This window comes from Clostridioides sp. ES-W-0016-02 (assembly GCF_020641035.1).
In the GTDB taxonomy this organism is placed as follows: Bacteria; Bacillota; Clostridia; order Peptostreptococcales; family Peptostreptococcaceae; genus Clostridioides.
Map to the genome: position 1 here is coordinate 931,263 of NZ_CP061361.1, position 18,789 is coordinate 950,051.

Below are 18,789 nucleotides of genomic sequence, written 5' to 3' on the forward strand. Positions count from 1 at the left end.
GAAGTTGTATATAAATAAATGAAAATTGAAAATAATTGTATATTATAATAAAATGGAAATAGTGAAATTAATATATTTATTAATTTCACTATTTCCATTTAAATTAAGGAGGGAAAAAATGGGGACAGATTGGTCACCTTTATGGATATCACTTAAGACAGCTTTTTTGTCAACGATAATAACTTTTATAATAGGAATATTTGTGTCATATATTATGGCTAACTATAGAGGTAAGTGGAAAGGTATTATAGATGGTATCTTTACACTTCCATTAATTTTGCCACCCACAGTTGTTGGATTCTTTTTATTGTTGTTATGTGGGAAAAATGGCTTTGTAGGTAAATTTTTACTGAATTTTGATAAAACCTTAATATTTAGCTGGACAGCAACTGTAATCTCAGCAGTAGTAGTATCTTTTCCTATGATGTATAGAACTTCAAGGTCAGCTTTTGAACAAATTGATAGCAACATGTTGTCTGCTGCTAGAACCTTGGGTCTTAATGAATGGAAAGTTTTTTTAAAGATTGCAGTACCATTAGCTTGGCCTGGGATAATAGGTGGACTTGTGTTGTCGTTTGCTAGAGCACTTGGAGAATTTGGTGCTACACTTATGATAGCTGGAAATATACCTGGAAAAACTCAAACTATGCCAATCGCTATATTTTTTGCAGTTGAAGGTGGAGATATGAATAAAGCTATGATGTGGGTTATGATTATTGTAGCGATATCTATAGCAATGATTTTATTATTAAATTATTGGTCAGAATTCCAGCAGAAAATAATAGGAAAGAGGTGCAGATAGTTGAGTTTATATGTAGATATTGAAAAAGATTTATCCTCTTTTAAATTAAAAGTAAAAATTGAACAGGAAAAAGGAATTTTAGGATTTTTAGGTGAATCTGGTTCTGGAAAAAGTATGACATTAAAATGTATAGCAGGACTTGAAAAACCTACAAGAGGTAAGATTATATTAAATGAAAGAGTATTGTTTGATTCTGAAAAAAAGATAAATTTATCAACACAAGAAAGAAACATTGGTTTTTTATTTCAAAACTATGCATTATTTCCTCACATGACTGTAAGCCAAAATATCGAACTTGGTCTTTCAAAGTTAAGTAAAGATGAAAAAAAGGAAATAATAATGAAATATTTAGAAATACTTAAATTAAATGGATTTGAGGGTCGATACCCTTGGCAATTATCTGGTGGTCAGCAACAAAGAGTAGCACTAGCTAGAGCCTTAGCTACATCTCCAGATATACTACTTTTAGATGAACCTTTTTCTGCATTAGACCATCATTTGAGAAGTAATATGGAAAAAGAACTTATGAATATGTTAAAAGATTATAAGGGAGATATATTGTTTGTTACTCATGATATTGAAGAAGCTTACCGAGTTTGTGATGATATTATGGTTTATAATAAAGGAGAAGGTCTTCCAAAAAGACCTAAAAAAGAACTATTTGAGTCTCCAAAATATCTTATAGAAGCAAAAATAACAGGATGTAAAAATATATCTCGATTAAATAGAATAGATAACAATACTATTTATGCTACAGATTGGGGATGTAAGTTGACATTAACTGGAAACATAGGTGATAATATAGAATATGTGGGAATCAGAGAGCATCATATTAAGGTTTTAGATTCTAGTGAAAATTTAGATGGCAAGTTATGTTTTAGACTAATTAACATTATAGAAAATCCATTTACATACACTATATATGCTATAAACAATAATTTATCTAGCAAAAGTATGCCTATTCAGATAGAATTAGAAAAAAACAAAATGAAATTTGATAAGGGAGACAGCATTTATTTAGATTTTCCACAGGAATATTTATTTTGCTTTAAGTACAATTGCAAAGAAAAGGAGTAATTTATATGACTGAAAAAGAAAAAATGTTGTCAGGGAAAGGTTACTATGCAAATGATGAATTGCTAGTAAAAGAAAGAGAGTATTGTAAAAAATTAACTAGGTTGTTTAATAACTCTTTGGAAGATGAATATGAAAAAAGAGTGGATATTTTAAAAAAACTATTTGGTTCAGTTGGGAATCAAATAAATGTTGAACAAAATATAAGGTGTGACTATGGATATAATATACATGTAGGTGAAAATTTCTTTGCAAACTATGACTGTATTTTTTTAGATGTATGTAAAATTGAAATTGGTGATAATGTAATGTTAGCTCCAAATGTTCAAATTTATACAGCTTATCATCCAATTGAGGCACAGCTTAGAATTTCAGGAATAGAGTATGGTTCACCTGTAAAGATAGGAGATAATGCATGGATAGGTGGAGGCGTGATTATAACTCCAGGAGTTACTATAGGTGATAATGTGGTAATAGGTGCAGGAAGTGTAGTGACAAAAGATATACCATCAAATACTGTAGCCGTTGGAAATCCATGTAGAGTAATAAAACATATAGAAGAATAATTTTATTTATATAAATAAGTTAAGATTATTAATATATTATCTTTGGATAAGAAATATATCAATGTAAAATTGAATAGACAATATATTAAAATAAAAATATATGCCTGTTTTTATGTTTGGAAAGATTCATAGAAACAGGCATATTGATTGTATATAAAAATATCATTAAATTTTACTTTATTTTCACATTTTATATTAATTAGAGTGGTCAAATTATTTATTTTCAGTTTTAATATAAACTATGTTCTTGTCAGAAGGTTTATCTAGAGAAAGTGCCTTTAGAGTATCTTCATTAATAATTAAATTAGTTTCTTCTAAACTTGTTATAGGCATATCTGAAACTTTAGATTCTCCTTTTAGGACTTTAACAGCCATCTCACCAGTCTTATAACCTAATTTTTCATAATCTATACCTTGGCAAGCTAATGCTCCACCTTTTACCATACCTTCCTCTGCAGCTATTATAGGTATTTTATTTTTAGTAGCAAGTTGAGAAACGATAGGCATAGAAGATGCAAGTAAATTATCTGTAGGAGCATAAATAACATCTACGCTACCCATTAAACTAGAAGCAGCTTGATTTATTTCACTAGAAGAACTAATTCCTTTTTCAACAACTTTAAGACCTTTATCATTTGCATATTTCTTCAAGTTATCAACTTGAACTTTAGAATTTACCTCACTAGTATTATATATAACACCTATAGTCTTTGCTTGTGGGATTAGTATATCAAGAGCCTTTAAACTCTTATCAATAGGTGTAAAATTAGAAGTTCCAGAAACATTTTTACCTGGTTTATCTAAAGAATCTGCAAATCCAGCTGAAACAGGGTCAGTTACAGCAGTTATAAGTATAGGTATATCTTTAGTAGCATTGTATGATGCCTGAGCAGATGGAGTAGATATAGCAAATATCAAATCTTTTTTATCAGAAACAAATTTACTAGCTATAGTTTGTGTAGTAGGCATATCATTTTGAGCATTTTGATAATCTATTTCTATATTTTTACCATCTTTAAATCCATTATCTTCTAGAGCTTTAATGAATCCTTCTCTGGATGCATCTAAAGCTTGATGCTCAACTAACTGAGTAATACCAATTTTTTTAATTTCATTATTTTTATCAGATGATTTATTTGACTCACCTTCATTATTTTTAGAACAACCTGTAATGGTAGATACACTAAGAACACCAATTAAAATTAAATTTATCAACTTACTGGACTTCATTTTGACCACTCCCTCATAAAAATCTATTATATTTATTCTTGTTTAGTTTTTACATAAGAAATATTTTCATTAGAAGGTTTTTCCATACCTAAAGCTTTTAGTATATCTTCATTAACAATGATATCTGTATCATCTGATGTAGCTACAGGCATATCAGAAACTGATTCACCATTTAAAATTTTAACAGCCATTTCACCTGTTTTGTAACCAAGTTTTTCATAGTTTATACCTTGACAAGCAAGAGCACCTTTTTCAACTGGACCAGATTCAGCTGCTATAACTGGAATCTTATTTTCAGTAGCTATTTTAGAAACTATTGGCATAGAAGAAGCTACTAAGTTGTCAGTAGGAACATATAAAACATCTATCTTACCAACTAAGCTAGAAATTCCCTGATTGACTTCATTTGAAGTAGTTATTCCTTTTTCAACAACTTTAAAACCATTTTTAGAAGCATATTCTTTTAAAGCATCAACTTGAACTTTTGAATTAACTTCACTAGTATTGTACATAATTCCTATAGTCTTTGCTTTAGGAGCAAATATTTTAAGTAGTTCTAATCCTTTTTCTACAGAAACAAAGTCTGATGTTCCAGATACATTTCCACCTGGTTTTTCAATTGATTTAACTAAGCCAGCAGCGACAGGGTCACTGACAGCAGTTATAAGTATAGGTATATCCTTAGTTGCATTATAAGCTGCTTGAGCAGATGGAGTAGATATTGCAAATATTAAGTCCTTTTTATCAGATGCAAATTTACTTGCAATACTTTGTGTAGTAGGCATATCATTTTGAGCATTTTGGAAATCTATATCAATATTTTCTCCATCTTTAAATCCATTTTTTTCTAAGGCTTTTACAAATCCTGTTTTAGTAGCATCTAATGCTGGATGTTCAACCAATTGAGTTATACCAATTTTTTTAACTTCTTTGTCTTTAGAGTTATTTTCTTGTTTAGAATTGCTAGAGTCTCCACCTTGTGAACATCCTGTAAGCATAGATATTCCAAGAGCACCAGCTAAAATTAAACTTACCAATCTTTTTTTATTAATCATTTTTATATCCCCCTCGAAAATTTTATTATTATATATGTTCATATATTCATATAAATGGTCGTAGTATTGCTAAAAATATTATGACTTTAAAATTATTTTATAAATAAACTAATTTGTAACTAAGCTAAAATTAAATTATCATAATATATACTTTTAAACAGCATATTCAAATTTTTCTAAGATTTCTTCAACTGTTAATTCTTCTTTTTCTTTTCCCTTTACATCTAAGACAACTTCACCTTTATGGAGCATAATTAATCTATCTCCATATTGAAGAGCATGCTTTAAGTTGTGAGTTACCATAAGTGTAGTTATATTTTTTTCTCTTACAATTTTATCGGTTAATTCAATTACCTCATTTGATGTTTTTGGGTCAAGAGCTGCTGTATGCTCATCAAGTAATAAAACTGAAGGACTTGTTAAGCATGACATAATTAGTGAAAGTGATTGTCTTTGACCTCCTGATAAAAATTGTACTTGTACGTCTAGGTATTTTTTTAAATCTAGAGAAACTCCTTCTAATAAATTTTCTAGAAAATCTCTTTTATAACGAAGACATTTTTTTAGATTTAATAACTTACCTTTATTAAGAGCCAAAGATAAATTTTCTCTAACTGTCATAGAGGGACAAGTTCCTAAACTTGGGTCTTGAAAAACTCTACTTACTATTTGAGTTCTTCTATGTTCAGCCAAATTAGATAAATTGTGTTTATTTAATAATACTTGGCCAGAAGATTCTTTTATAAGACCCGATATTATATTTAATAAAGTGGATTTACCAGTTCCATTACTACCTATGATACTTACAAATTCACCGTCTTCTATGTCAATTGATAAATTTTCAAATATAGTATTAGGTTGACCGTATGGATTGGGGAAACTCTTTGAAAGATTTTTAATTTGTAACATCTATAACACCTCTTTTTTCAGATTTATTTTTGGTACTAGCCTTGCACTTGTTTTTTTTTAGTGAGATATTTAAGTTACCAGTAGCTAAGAAAGCTATTATAACTATGGCAGTTATCAGTTTTAAATCAGTTGATAACATACCTAAACTCATTGCAAAGTATATAGTGAATTGGTATATGAAAGAACCAACAATTATTGCAGTAGTATTTTTAATAAAAGTGAATTTCTTAAATAATGTAATACCAATTATGATAGAAGCAATTCCAAGTACTAAAGTTCCGATACCCATATTTACGTCTGAGAATCCTAAGAATTGAGCCATCAAACTACCAGATAAAGCTATAAGTCCATTTGAAATCATAAGCCCTAATATTTTTATAGAACCAATGTTTATACCCAAAGATTTAATCATTTGAGAGTTGTCACCAACACCTTTTAGAGTGTATCCAAGACCTGTCTTTAAGAATAAATCTAAAAGCACTTTACAGATAAGTACAAATGCTAGAGCTAAAACTATAGGAGATATTTCTCCATTGAATAAATGCTTAAAACTAAATAGTGGGATATTTGATTTTCCCATTATTCTTAGGTTGATAGAGTAGAGCATTCCCATAACTAAAATACCAGAAAGTAAGTTAGATATTTTAAATTTAATGTGAAGTATACCAGTTACAAGACCAGCAATACAACCACATAAAATAGCCATTAAAGTTGCTACTATAGGAGAAATCCCATTAGTAAGAGAAAATGCTACAATAGAAGCTCCCATTGTGTAGCTACCATCAGCAGACATATCGGGAAAATCTAAGATTTTGTAAGTTATATAAACCCCCAGTGCCATGATTGATAAAATTAAACTTTGCGTCATTACAGATATAATACCTGACATAAATAAAACACTCCTTTAAAAATATTTTTATAATTTTAATTATTTGTTAATTTTGTATATAAAAAAACCACATAGTATACACAACTATGTGGTAAAAACACGAATAAGCCACATAGTATAATCTATGTGGCTCTTATATAGTTAAATGAAAACTCTATAAACAATATAGCCTACATAGATACAATCCCAAAGTTTTGCTAGTCTTAAGGGGTCTGTATCTATGTTAAAACGTAGGTACAAACCCTAGAAATAGTGGCTATAGTAATAATAATATTTTTTATTGTTTAATAAAGTATTCATAATTATCTCTCCCTTTTAATATTTTAATTAGTCAGAAAATTATATGTATTCTTGACTTGTTATAAATTATAAATTATACAATAATAAAAGTCAACTGCTAAATTTAATTAAGATACTACATAGTGTATACTTGGAATTTTTAAAAGAGAATGTATCAATTGGAAAAAACGTTATCCTAAACTTATAAATTGAATGGGAATTTTGTGAAAAAATATTTAATTAAAGAAAAATGTGGAATGAAGATAAAGCTGTAGATATTAAAATTTATAAAAAAAAGCTGTCTAAGAAATTTAAATTTCTATTTAGACAGCTCAAATAATGATTAGAAAGTTATATAACTTTCATAATCTGTCGTCAAAATAGACGACTTTATGGAAAATGAATAACTTTATATGCAATAAATTGCTACAATAAGTACAATTTTCAAAGGGTTAGGGTGGATAAGAGTACTTACTATATAAAGTTTTCATATTACCTACTTTTTTGAATTTACTACATTTTACTCTGCAGATTTTGCATTTTTATCTGACTTTATATACTTTATATTATCTGCTGATAGCTTTTGCATGTCAAGTGCTTTTAGTGTATCTTCATTGATTATTATTTCAGTTTCATCTAACATAGCAACAGGTATATCACCAACAGGTTTACCCTCTAACACTTCAATAGCAAGTTCTCCAGCCTTGTAACCTAGTTTTTCATAGTCTATTCCACAACAAGCTAAAGCACCAGATGATACAGAGCCTTCTTCAGAAGCTATTATAGGTATTTTGTTTTCGTTAGCTACTTTAGAAACTATAGGCATAGAAGAAACTATTAAATTATCAGTAGGAACATATAAAACATCTATTTTGCCAACTAAACTAGAAATAGCTTGGTTAACTTCACTTGAAGAACTGATTCCTTTTTCAACAACTTCATAATTATTTTTCTTAGCATAATCATGTAGAGAATCAACTTGTATTTTTGAATTAACTTCACTAGTATTGTATATAACGCCTATTTTCTTTGCTTTTGGAGTTAAAGTTTTAACCAATTCAAGTGTTTTATCAATTGAAAGATAATCTGATGTACCTGAAACGTTTCCACCTGGTTTTTCAAGAGATTTAACCAAGCCAGCCTCTACAGGGTCTGTAACAGCAGTCATGATTATAGGTATATCTTTAGTAGCATTATAAGCTGCTTGAGCTGAAGGTGTAGATATAGCATATATCAAATCTTTTTTATCAGATACGAATTTACTTGCAATACTTTGTGTAGTAGGCATATCATTTTGTGCATTTTGGAAGTCTATTTTTATATTATCTCCATCCTTATAACCTTTATCTTCTAGTGCTTTTATGAATCCCTGTTTTGCCTTATCTAAAGATGGATGTTCTACTAATTGAGTGATTCCTATATTTTTTATTTCTTTCTTGTCTGTTTTTTCATTGTCTTTTGAAGCATCTGAGCCTCCATTTTGAGAACATCCAGTGAGCATAGATATTCCAAGAGTACCAGCTAAAATTAAACTTACCAATCTTTTTTTATTAATCATTTTTATATCCCCCTCAAAAATTTTATTGTTATATATGTTCATATATTCATATGAATGGTTGTAATATTGCTAAAAATATTATGACTTTAAAATTATTTTATAAATAAACTAATTTGTAACTAAGCTAAAATTAAATTATCATAATATATACTTTTAAACTGCATATTCAAATTTTTCTAAGATTTCTTCAACTGTTAATTCTTCTTTTTCTTTTCCCTTTACATCTAAGACAACTTCACCTTTATGGAGCATAATTAATCTATCTCCATATTGAAGAGCATGCTTTAAGTTATGAGTTACCATAAGTGTAGTTATATTTTTTTCTCTTATAATTTTATCAGTTAATTCAATTACTTCATTTGATGTCTTTGGGTCAAGTGCTGCTGTATGCTCATCTAATAATAGAACCTTAGGGCTTGCTAAACTAGACATAATTAGTGAAAGTGATTGTCTTTGACCTCCTGAAAGATATTGTACTTTGATATCTAAGTATTTTTTTAAATCTAGAGAAATTCCTTCAAGTAAGTGCTCTAAGTCATTTGTTTTATGACGGAGACATCTTTTTAAATTTAGCAATTTTCCCTTATTAAGAGCCAAAGATAAGTTTTCTCTAACTGTCATAGAAGGACAAGTTCCTAAGCTTGGGTCTTGAAAAACTCTACTTACTATTTGAGTTCTTTTGTGTTCAGCTAAATTTGTTATATTAGTATTATCTAGAGTGATTTCACCAGAGGATTCTTTTAATAATCCAGATATTATATTTAATAAAGTAGATTTACCAGTTCCATTACTACCTATGATACTTACAAATTCACCGTCTTCTATACTAAGGGATAAATTTTCAAATATAGTATTAGGTTGACCATATGGATTTGGGAAACTCTTTGAAATATTTTTAATTTGTAACATCTATAACACCTCTTTTTTCAGATTTATTTTTGGTACTAGCCTTGCACTTGTTTTTTTTTAGTGAGATATTTAAGTTACCAGTAGCTAAGAAAGCTATTATAACTATGGCAGTTATTAGTTTTAAATCAGTTGATAACATACCTAAACTCATTGCAAAGTATATAGTGAATTGGTATATGAAAGAACCAACAATTATTGCAGTAGTATTTTTAATAAAAGTAAATTTCTTAAATAATGTAATACCAATTATGATAGAAGCAATTCCAAGTACTAAAGTTCCGATACCCATATTTACATCTGAGAATCCTAAGAATTGAGCCATCAAACTACCAGATAAAGCTATAAGTCCATTTGAAATCATAAGCCCTAATATTTTTATAGAACCGATGTTTATACCCAAAGATTTAATCATTTGAGAGTTGTCACCAACACCTTTTAGAGTGTATCCAAGACCTGTCTTTAAGAATAAATCCAAAAGTACTTTACAGATAAGTACAAATGCTAGAGCTAAAACTATAGGAGATATTTCTCCATTGAATAAATGCTTAAAACTAAATAGTGGGATATTTGATTTTCCCATTATTCTTAGGTTGATAGAGTAGAGCATTCCCATAACTAAAATACCAGAAAGTAAGTTAGATATTTTAAATTTAATGTGAAGTATACCAGTTACAAGACCAGCAATACAACCACATAAAATAGCCATTAAAGTTGCTACTATAGGAGAAATCCCATTAGTAAGAGAAAATGCTACAATAGAAGCTCCCATTGTGTAGCTACCATCAGCAGACATATCGGGAAAATCTAAGATTTTGTAAGTTATATAAACCCCCAGTGCCATGATTGATAAAATTAAACTTTGCGTCATTACAGATATAATACCTGACATAAATAAAACACCCCTTTGAAAATATTTTAAAATAATTTTTTAAATCTAATTGAAAATTAAATTTTGGATATAAAAAAACCACACAGTACATATAACTGTATGGCAAAAACACGAATGAGCCACACAGTATAATCCATGTGGCTCTCTATAATATGATGATAAAATAAAAACTTTAACAACAATCACTATAGCCAACATAGATACAATCCTTAAAAATGGTAATCCTAAGGGGTCTGTATCTATGTTATGACAATTTGTCTTAACTTAGCTACAAACCCTAACTAAATTGGCTACTAAAAAATCGTACTTGTTTGTTTAATAAAGTCTTCATATTTACCTCTCCTTTTAATTTAATAATTTTGAAAATTTTGTTTTATATTTTGTATAGTAATTAGTTTAATACAGTAAAAAATAAAAGTCAACAATAAATTTTGAAAAATTATTAAATTGTCAGAAAATTGAGTTCGAATAAAAAAAGTTTTATGTATAGGATTGGGTAGTTTTCTTAAATTTTAATTTATAAATAAAAATTAAAATTCATTTGGATTTTAGAAACAAATTGAGCAAAAGGTAAACTTTTTATAGAATTAATGAAAATAGATTTTGAAGTAATATAATGACCAAAATTATATGATATAATAAATTGAATGATTATTTCAATTCAGAATTTTTATTATTTTTTTAATTATTTTTAGGAATCTTATTTTTGATGTTTTTATTCAAGATGTTTACAAGATTAAAAAGACTTCAGTAGATATTTATATGTTTTTATTTAAATATTTTAGGAAGTATTTAATTTTATAGGAGTGATGATATGTGTTGATAGGTACAGCGAATTTAAGTAGAAGTGTTGATAATGCATGCGTAGAAGAATTGGGAATTCCAATGATTGTATTGATGGAAAATGCAGTAATATCTGCAATGAGAAACATGGATATAGATATATATAATGATTATACAATTGTATGTGGTGTTGGAAATAATGGTGGAGATGGTCTTGGAATAGCAAGACATTTAAAGCTAAAAGAAAAAAATGTAAATGTCTTTTTAATTGGTAATATCAAGAAACTAAGTGAATGTTCTAAAATCAATTATAATATACTTTTAAATATGGGGATTAATATTATAAATATTGATAAAAATGATTTAAGCGAGGAATATAATGACTATATAAATAAAAATAAAGTAGATAAAATTATTGAAACAGAAAAACAGAGTATAATTAAAAATAAAAATTTAACAATGTTTAAGGAAGCAGTATCTAAAAGTGATGTTGTAATAGATGCAATATTTGGAACAGGACTAAAGAGAGAAATAACTGGTATTTTTAAAGAAGTAATTGATATAGTAAATGATAACAGCAAAAATACATATTCTATAGATATACCATCTGGTATAGATAGTGACAAAGGAAGTATACTTGGAATTTGTATTAAAGCAAAAAAAACAATTAGTTTTGAGTTTTATAAAAGAGGTTTTTTAAATTATGATGTAAACTCACTTATTGGGGATGTAATTGTAGAAAAAATAGGTATTCCAGATTTTATTACAAGAAAATACCATAATGATGAATTCATAACTGATGAGAGTTTTGTAAAAAATAATATTAGAAGAAGAGATAAGAATGGATTTAAAAGTGATTTTGGAAAAGTATCTATAGTTGCAGGCTCAAAAGGATTTTATGGGGCTAGTTTCATAGCAACTGAATCTGCTGTTAAAAGTGGAAGTGGTCTTGTAACTTTGATTAGTAGTAAAGATGTACAAGAAAAAGTATCTATTAGACTCACTGAAGCAATGACTGTAAATTTTGAAGAAGAGAGAGTTGATAAACTATTGAGTTCTAGCAATGCAATTGGTTTTGGTCCAGGAATGGGAGATAATCACAAAACTTTTGAGAGATTACTTAGAGTAGTAGAAAACTCTAGTTGTCCAATAATATTGGATGCAGATGGATTAAATGTTATGAAGGATAGATGCTATAAGTTTTTAGAGTGGAAAAATAAGTTTGTAATTACTCCACATCTGGGAGAAATGGCCAGGTTGACAGGTGACTCAATTGGGTATATAAGAGAACATAGAGTAGATGTGGCAAAAGAATTTGCTCAAAAATACAATGTAGTTGTCCTTTTAAAAGGATATCAAACTATCATAACAGATGGTAAAGAAACATATATAAATCCTACAGGAAATAGTTGTATGGCAACTGGTGGAATGGGAGACTGTTTACTTGGTATGATTACTTCTTTTGTAGGTCAAGGTATGGATATACTTGAAGCTACAGTGAGTGGAGCATATGTACATGGTTATATAGGAGATAAGTTAGGAAAAAGTATGTATACAGTAAATGCAACAGATTTAATAAGTAACATTTCGTTAACAATGAACAAGTTTTTGATTATTTAATTACTAATATTTGATACTACTTTGTAACAACTTTAACAAAGTATGCTGATATAATACTATTAAATTAATCTCAAATTGACTTATTTTATTGGTTTTTGGTTGATTGTTTAAAATCATATTCAAATATATTGTATAAAGAATATGATTTATATAGTGTTTGATAATTCATATGAAAAGAGGGTAGATAGTATGAAGTTGATATGGTTAATAGTAGCAGTCTTATTTGGAATAGCAGAAATGTTGACTCCAAGCTTAACACTAATATGGTTTAGTGTGGGAGCAGTAATACTTATATTTTTAAGTACTTTTATAAAGAGTATATTTTTACAAGTTTTAATATTTGCTGTAATTTCTATAGCTATGTTAGTTGTAGCTACTAAGAAAATTGTAAAAAAAGATAAAACTTATAAATCTAATACCAATTTACAAGCAATGATATCTAAAAAAGGTGTTGTTACAGAGGAAATTTCTCCAAATCAAACTGGTTTAGTTGTAGTTGAACATGAAACATGGACTGCTATTTCTATAGATGATGAAAAGATTGATAAGGGCTCTACAGTAGAAGTATTAAAAATAGAAGGGGTAAAACTAGTTGTTAAAAAAGTAAATTCTGCAACTAGTGTGACGAATCAATAAAATAAAAGGAGGATATATTTATGGGCATGAAAGTTGTTTTAAGTATTGTATTAATAATAGTAGTAGTAGCAATAAGTTTAACTTGTATAAGAGTAATAAAACAATCTAAAGTAGGTATAATAATGCGACTTGGTAAGTTTCAAAAAGTGGCTGAAACAGGAGTACATTTCTTGATACCATTTTTAGATAAAATGGCATATGTGATTGACTTGAGAGAAATTGTAATAGATTTCCCACCTCAGCCAGTTATAACTAAAGATAATGTAACTATGCAGATTGATACAGTTGTATATTATAAAGTTACAGACCCAGTTAGATATGTATTTGAAATAGCAAATCCAATAGCTGCTATTGAAAATCTAACAGCTACAACTTTAAGAAATATAATTGGTGAACTTGATTTAGATGAAACACTAACATCAAGAGATATAATAAATGTAAAAATGAGAACAATCCTTGATGAAGCAACAGATAAATGGGGAATAAAAGTAAATAGAGTAGAGTTAAAGAACATAATGCCTCCTCATGATATTCAAGTTGCGATGGAAAAGCAAATGAGAGCGGAAAGAGAAAGAAGAGAAGCAATACTTCAAGCAGAAGGTAATAAGTCAGCTGCTATATTACAAGCAGAAGGAGAAAAACAATCTGCTATATTAACAGCAGAAGCAAGGAAAGAAGCTATGGTACGTGTAGCAGAAGGAGAAAAAGAGTCTGCTATATTGGTAGCAGAAGGTGAAGCTGAGGCTATAAGACAAACAGCTATTGCTAAAGCACAAGGTGAAGCTGAAATGATTAAAAGAACTCAAATGGCTACTGCAGAAGGTTTGAAATTAGTATTTTCAGCTATGAAAGAGTCTGACATTGACAATAATATCTTAGCATTAAAATCTATGGAAGCACTTGAAAAAATGGCTGAAGGTAAGTCAACAAAATTGGTTTTACCTTCAGAAGCAGTTAATTTCTTAGGAACATTCAAAGGAATAAAAGAAGTCATGAGTGATGATAAAAATGATATATTAGATGTAAAAGATGCATTTAGTGGAAATGATTCATTAAAAAAATAAAAGAGTTTTTTTATAGTAGGAAGGAAATGGAAATTAAATGTCGAATTAATTAAATATAGTATAGAATGCACATTGAAAAGAAGAAGACTTATAGTTTTTTAGGTCTTCTTCTTTGTTTTTATTTATAAAACGCGATTTTAAAAATAAATTAACAGAATTTTTATACAATTTACCCTTTACTAATGTAAAAAGTGTTATATAATATTAAATAAAACATATAGGAAAAGAAAGTAACTTTAATTTGGATATTTATATTGATAACATATATAGTTATAAAAATATCAAACATAATGAATATGTCTAACAATAGAACTAAAATTTTATAATTCACTGATTTAATCATAGATGAGCAAATAACAAAAAATAAAATTAGCTAGTAATTATTTAAAGATTTTTAGATAATCATGTCATATTATGTTCTATTATTATCAAATCAAAAAAGCATAAAAATTTAAGTATGTTTGTATGATATAAATTGATTTATAAAAAATATTTTTTATATCTATAAAATAAATGTTTATATTATTTTCTAACTAGGAATTGAATATTATAAGTACTATAGCACTTATGGAAAATAATGTATACTTCAATAAAGTAATTATGGGGTATACATTATAGAAATTGTATAGTTTATATTATTTTACTCTTATTACATTATCATTTGGGCAAAATTTATACACAACATTTATTGACTAAAAGTTTATAAAGGTAAAAATGCAATTATAAATATTAATTACTAGATGAGGGGAGTGTCATTAAATGAAAAAAGAGATGTTAGCTATGATTTTGGCAGGGGGGCAAGGTTCAAGACTTGGAGTTTTCACAAAGAGAATTGCAAAACCAGCTGTATCATTTGGAGGAAAGTACAGAATTATTGACTTTGTTTTAAGTAATTGTTCAAATTCTGGTATAGATACTGTAGGTGTTTTAACTCAATATAGACCACTGATATTAAATTCTCATATAGGTATGGGAAGTCATTGGGATTTAGACAGAATAAATGGTGGAGTATATGTATTACAACCATTTATGAATGAAAAAGAGGGAAATTGGTATAATGGTACAGCACATGCTATATATCAGAATATGGATTTTGTAGATACCTATAATCCAGAATATGTATTAATATTATCTGGTGACCATATATATAAGATGGATTATAGTAAAATGCTAAAATTTCATAAAGAAAAAGGCTCTAAGGCTACGATTGCAGTAATTGAAGTACCTTGGGATGAAGCTTCTAGATTTGGCATAATGAATACAAATGAAGATTCAAGTATTTATGAATTTGAAGAAAAGCCAGGTGAACCTAAAAGTAATTTGGCATCTATGGGAGTATACATATTTGATTGGAAAATGTTGAGAAGTTATTTTAAAGAAGCAGAAAAAAATTCAGATATAAATTATGATGATTTTGGAAAGAATTTAATACCTAAAATGTTAGAGGATAATGTTGGAATGTATGCATATCCATTTAAGGGGTATTGGAGAGACGTAGGAACTATACAAAGTTTATGGGATGCAAATATGGATATAATTAAATCTCCAGAAACACTGGATTTATCAGACCCTAAATGGAAGATATATACAAATACAATGGCAATGCCTCCTCAATATATAGGCAAAAGTGCAAATGTTCATAGATCAATGATAGCTGATGGTTGTAGAATTTTAGGAGAAGTAGGAAACTCTGTATTATCACATGGAGTTGTTGTTGGAAAAGGAAGTAAAGTAATTGATTCAGTAATCATGCCAAATGTTGTAATAGGAGAAAATGTAACTATAGAAAAAGCTATGATAGGTGAATGTGCAACTATAAATGACAATGTTCAGATAAAAAATGTAAATAATGAGATAAATGTAGTTTCTGAATATGAAAATATAGAGCCTAGATGCGTATTAATAGAAGGAGGTCTTTAAGATGAGAAATGAATGTTTAGGTATAATAAATTTAAACAAAAAAGGAGACCCTGCAATAAATAAACTTAATTATGGAAGACCGATAGCTTCTACACCAATAGCTGGAAGATATAGAATAATAGACTTTGCTCTATCTAATATGATAAATTCAGGAATCACAAAAGTTGGAATATTCGCAAAAGAAAAGTATAGATCATTGACAGACCATATAGGTAGTGGAAAAGATTGGGATTTAAGTAGAAAAAAGGGCGGTTTATCAATTTTTAGCCCAGAAAATACTAAGTATAGAAATACTTACTCACATAGAGAAGGAGATATATACACAATACTAGCTAATCTTGATTATATAGAGAAAAGTGAAGAAGAATACATTTTAATAGCTCCAAGTTATATGTTATGTAACCTAGATTACTCTCAGGCTTTGGAGTACCATAAAAAATCTCATAATGATATAACTATAATATATAAAAATGTAAACAATGCAAATAAAGATTTTGCTGGTAATCTAACCTTAAACTTAGATAGTAATAACAGAGTAATAAATGTAGGAAATAATTTAGGAAAATTCCCTAGAGCAAATATATGTATGGAAACATATATTATGAAACGTGAAGATTTTGTAGAATGTATATATAATATTGTAAATAAAGGGAATTATTGTTATTTAGAAGAGTTCATTGTTGAAGAAGCAGAAAATATGAAAATAGGAGCTTATGAGTATACAGGATATTTGAAATGTGTAAATTCTGTTGAATCATATTTTCAAATGAGCAAAGATTTATTAGAAATAGAAGTGGCTGATGAATTACTGTATTCTGAAAGAAAAATATTTACTAAAGAAAAGAATGAGTCACCTACAATTTACACAGATAGTGCAAAGGTAGAAAATAGTTTTATAGCATCAGGTTGCTTAATAGAAGGTACTGTAAAAGATAGCATTATATTTAGAAAAGTTAATGTTGAAAAAGGAACAGTTATAGAAAACTCAATAGTAATGCAAAATTGTGTAATAAAGTCAAATGCAAAACTATATAATGCAATACTAGATAAAAATACAAGTGTATCAAAAGGAAAAGAGTTAAAAGGAGATGAAAAATATCCTATTGTAGTAGAAAAAAATACGAATATATAAAAATATTTTTTAGAAGGGGGAATAGCTAGTGAAGGTTTTTTATGTAACAGCAGAGTGTTGGCCCTTTGCTAAAACTGGAGGATTAGGAGATGTATCTTATGCATTGCCTAAAGAATTAAAAAAAGAAGGTGTAGATGTAAGGGTAATAATGCCTAAATATTCAACTATACCAAGTTATTTAAAAGATCAATTAAAAGAAATAGCCGTTTTTAGTGTACGCGTTGGATGGAGAAATCAATATTGTGGTCTTTTAGAAATGGAACTAGATGGTGTTAAATTTTATTTTATAGACAATGAATTTTATTTTAGAAGAGAAGATGAGAGAAAGAGTATTTATGGGTATGGAGATGATGCAGAAAGATATACATTCTTTACAGATGCTGTATTAGAAGCTATAAGTAGAATTGACTTTTATCCAGATGTAATACATATAAATGATTGGCACACAGGTATGTTACCATTAATTTTAAAAGAGAGATATGCAACCCTTGAGGGGTATAAAAATATAAAAACTATGTATACTATACATAATCTACAATATCAAGGTGTATTTGATAAGTATGTCTTAAATGATATATTAGATTTACCTGAAAAATATTTTGATAATGGAGATATAGAGTATTATGGTTCAATAAATTTTATGAAAGCTGGAATAAATTTTGCAGATAAAGTTATAACTGTTAGTCCTACTTATGCAAATGAGATACAAACATCTTTTTATGGAGAACAATTAGATGGTTTACTTAGAAAGGAATCAGGCAAATTAAAAGGAATATTAAATGGCATAGATTATGACCTGAATAACCCTGAGAAAGATAAGGATATATTTGTCAATTACAATGTAAATTCTATTGAGAAAAAATTGGAAAATAAATTAAGATTACAAGATATATTAGGATTAAAAAAGGATTCATCTATTCCATTAATAGGGATAGTTTCAAGACTAGTTTCTCAAAAAGGATTTGATTTAATAGCCTATATGATGCCTGAGCTTATGAGGGAAGATTTACAAATTGTCATTTTAGGAACTGGGGAACATCAATATCAATCAATGTTTAATTATTATGATTCTAATTTTTCAGATAAAGTATCTGCTAGAATTACATTCAATGCATCGTTGGCTCAACAAATTTATGCTGCAAGTGATATATTCTTGATGCCATCACTATTTGAACCTTGTGGTATAGGTCAAATGCTAGCTATGAGATATGGTTCTTTACCAGTAGTTAGAGAAACTGGAGGACTTAAAGATACTGTAATACCTTACAATCAATTTACTGGAGAAGGTAATGGATTTAGTTTTAAAAATTACAATGCTCATGAGATGTTTTTCTGTTTGCAAAATGCAATTAAAGTTTTTAAAGATAAAGAAAAATGGATTAAAGTAGTTGAAAATGCAATGAATACTGATAATAGTTGGAAAAAATCAGCTAAGGAGTATATAGAAACATATAGAGACATATGTGATTAAAGG

General features: G+C 28.2%; 16 protein-coding genes. 9 read left to right on the forward strand and 7 right to left on the reverse strand.

Features of this window, described 5'->3' with window-relative positions; translation table 11 throughout:
* The first annotated feature begins 118 nt into the window (after positions 1–118).
* Genes modB through IC758_RS04685 form a run of 3 tightly spaced genes read left to right on the forward strand, consistent with a single transcriptional unit; the run spans position 119 to position 2,442 of the window.
* On the forward strand, positions 119–802 hold the full coding sequence (gene modB / locus IC758_RS04675) for a molybdate ABC transporter permease subunit (RefSeq protein ID WP_227433321.1): 684 nt from the start codon (positions 119–121) through the stop codon (positions 800–802).
* Positions 803–1,879, forward strand: coding sequence for a sulfate/molybdate ABC transporter ATP-binding protein (locus tag IC758_RS04680; protein WP_227433320.1), 1,077 nt, complete (start codon positions 803–805; stop codon positions 1,877–1,879).
* Positions 1,880–1,884: 5 nt separating this feature from the next.
* Positions 1,885–2,442 (forward strand): sugar O-acetyltransferase, encoded by a 558-nt coding sequence (locus tag IC758_RS04685; protein WP_227433319.1) that lies wholly within the window; start codon positions 1,885–1,887, stop codon positions 2,440–2,442.
* Positions 2,443–2,655: 213 nt separating this feature from the next.
* On the opposite strand, the gene IC758_RS04690 is transcribed toward IC758_RS04685, so the two are convergent.
* From IC758_RS04690 to IC758_RS04720, 7 genes are all read right to left on the reverse strand, one after another.
* The gene (locus IC758_RS04690; protein WP_227433318.1) at positions 2,656–3,672 is read right to left on the reverse strand and encodes an ABC transporter substrate-binding protein; all 1,017 of its coding nucleotides are present in this window, start codon (positions 3,670–3,672) and stop codon (positions 2,656–2,658) included.
* Between the two features lie 32 nt (positions 3,673–3,704).
* Entirely contained in the window at positions 3,705–4,727 is a 1,023-nt protein-coding gene (locus tag IC758_RS04695; protein WP_227860793.1) for a CD0873 family tyrosine ABC transporter substrate-binding lipoprotein, read from the reverse strand.
* A 153-nt stretch (positions 4,728–4,880) separates the two neighbouring features.
* Complete coding sequence (locus IC758_RS04700; protein WP_227433316.1) at positions 4,881–5,636, reverse strand: ABC transporter ATP-binding protein; 756 nt, start codon at positions 5,634–5,636, stop codon at positions 4,881–4,883.
* A complete protein-coding gene (locus IC758_RS04705) occupies positions 5,623–6,525 on the reverse strand; it encodes an ABC transporter permease (protein ID WP_227482956.1) in 903 nt (300 codons plus the stop codon). The genes IC758_RS04700 and IC758_RS04705 overlap by 14 nt, the downstream gene beginning before the upstream one ends.
* A gap of 799 nt (positions 6,526–7,324) precedes the next feature.
* Positions 7,325–8,362 (reverse strand): ABC transporter substrate-binding protein, encoded by a 1,038-nt coding sequence (locus IC758_RS04710; RefSeq protein WP_227824760.1) that lies wholly within the window; start codon positions 8,360–8,362, stop codon positions 7,325–7,327.
* Between the two features lie 153 nt (positions 8,363–8,515).
* Complete coding sequence (locus IC758_RS04715; RefSeq protein ID WP_227834715.1) at positions 8,516–9,271, reverse strand: ABC transporter ATP-binding protein; 756 nt, start codon at positions 9,269–9,271, stop codon at positions 8,516–8,518.
* On the reverse strand, positions 9,258–10,160 hold the full coding sequence (locus IC758_RS04720) for an ABC transporter permease (protein WP_227482956.1): 903 nt from the start codon (positions 10,158–10,160) through the stop codon (positions 9,258–9,260). The genes IC758_RS04715 and IC758_RS04720 overlap by 14 nt, the downstream gene beginning before the upstream one ends.
* Positions 10,161–10,976: 816 nt before the next feature.
* Between IC758_RS04720 and IC758_RS04725 the strand changes: the two genes are divergently transcribed.
* The 6 genes from IC758_RS04725 (at position 10,977) to glgA (ending at position 18,786) form a co-directional block, all read left to right on the forward strand.
* Positions 10,977–12,563, forward strand: a complete 1,587-nt coding sequence (locus IC758_RS04725) for an NAD(P)H-hydrate dehydratase (RefSeq protein WP_227482955.1) — start codon at positions 10,977–10,979, stop codon at positions 12,561–12,563.
* A 189-nt stretch (positions 12,564–12,752) separates the two neighbouring features.
* Positions 12,753–13,199, forward strand: coding sequence for an NfeD family protein (locus IC758_RS04730; RefSeq protein ID WP_227436772.1), 447 nt, complete (start codon positions 12,753–12,755; stop codon positions 13,197–13,199).
* Positions 13,200–13,219: 20 nt separating this feature from the next.
* Positions 13,220–14,263, forward strand: a complete 1,044-nt coding sequence (locus IC758_RS04735; protein WP_227436770.1) for an SPFH domain-containing protein — start codon at positions 13,220–13,222, stop codon at positions 14,261–14,263.
* A 759-nt stretch (positions 14,264–15,022) separates the two neighbouring features.
* Positions 15,023–16,183 (forward strand): glucose-1-phosphate adenylyltransferase, encoded by a 1,161-nt coding sequence (locus IC758_RS04740; protein ID WP_227436768.1) that lies wholly within the window; start codon positions 15,023–15,025, stop codon positions 16,181–16,183.
* 1 nt (position 16,184) lies between these two features.
* Positions 16,185–17,315, forward strand: coding sequence for a glucose-1-phosphate adenylyltransferase subunit GlgD (gene glgD / locus IC758_RS04745; RefSeq protein ID WP_227436767.1), 1,131 nt, complete (start codon positions 16,185–16,187; stop codon positions 17,313–17,315).
* 28 nt (positions 17,316–17,343) lie between these two features.
* The gene (glgA, locus tag IC758_RS04750) at positions 17,344–18,786 is read left to right on the forward strand and encodes a glycogen synthase GlgA (protein ID WP_227824764.1); all 1,443 of its coding nucleotides are present in this window, start codon (positions 17,344–17,346) and stop codon (positions 18,784–18,786) included.
* The last annotated feature ends 3 nt before the right edge of the window (positions 18,787–18,789 follow it).

Coding starts and splice junctions, on each gene's coding strand:
- IC758_RS04735 (WP_227436770.1), top strand. CDS start 13,220: ATGGGCATGAAAGTTGTTTTAAGTATTGTATTAATAATAGTAGTAGTA.
- IC758_RS04695 (WP_227860793.1), bottom strand. CDS start 4,727: ATGATTAATAAAAAAAGATTGGTAAGTTTAATTTTAGCTGGTGCTCTT.
- IC758_RS04685 (WP_227433319.1), top strand. CDS start 1,885: ATGACTGAAAAAGAAAAAATGTTGTCAGGGAAAGGTTACTATGCAAAT.
- IC758_RS04700 (WP_227433316.1), bottom strand. CDS start 5,636: ATGTTACAAATTAAAAATCTTTCAAAGAGTTTCCCCAATCCATACGGT.
- IC758_RS04690 (WP_227433318.1), bottom strand. CDS start 3,672: ATGAAGTCCAGTAAGTTGATAAATTTAATTTTAATTGGTGTTCTTAGT.
- glgD (WP_227436767.1), top strand. CDS start 16,185: ATGAGAAATGAATGTTTAGGTATAATAAATTTAAACAAAAAAGGAGAC.
- modB (WP_227433321.1), top strand. CDS start 119: ATGGGGACAGATTGGTCACCTTTATGGATATCACTTAAGACAGCTTTT.
- IC758_RS04715 (WP_227834715.1), bottom strand. CDS start 9,271: ATGTTACAAATTAAAAATATTTCAAAGAGTTTCCCAAATCCATATGGT.
- IC758_RS04710 (WP_227824760.1), bottom strand. CDS start 8,362: ATGATTAATAAAAAAAGATTGGTAAGTTTAATTTTAGCTGGTACTCTT.
- IC758_RS04730 (WP_227436772.1), top strand. CDS start 12,753: ATGAAGTTGATATGGTTAATAGTAGCAGTCTTATTTGGAATAGCAGAA.
- IC758_RS04740 (WP_227436768.1), top strand. CDS start 15,023: ATGAAAAAAGAGATGTTAGCTATGATTTTGGCAGGGGGGCAAGGTTCA.
- IC758_RS04720 (WP_227482956.1), bottom strand. CDS start 10,160: ATGTCAGGTATTATATCTGTAATGACGCAAAGTTTAATTTTATCAATC.
- IC758_RS04705 (WP_227482956.1), bottom strand. CDS start 6,525: ATGTCAGGTATTATATCTGTAATGACGCAAAGTTTAATTTTATCAATC.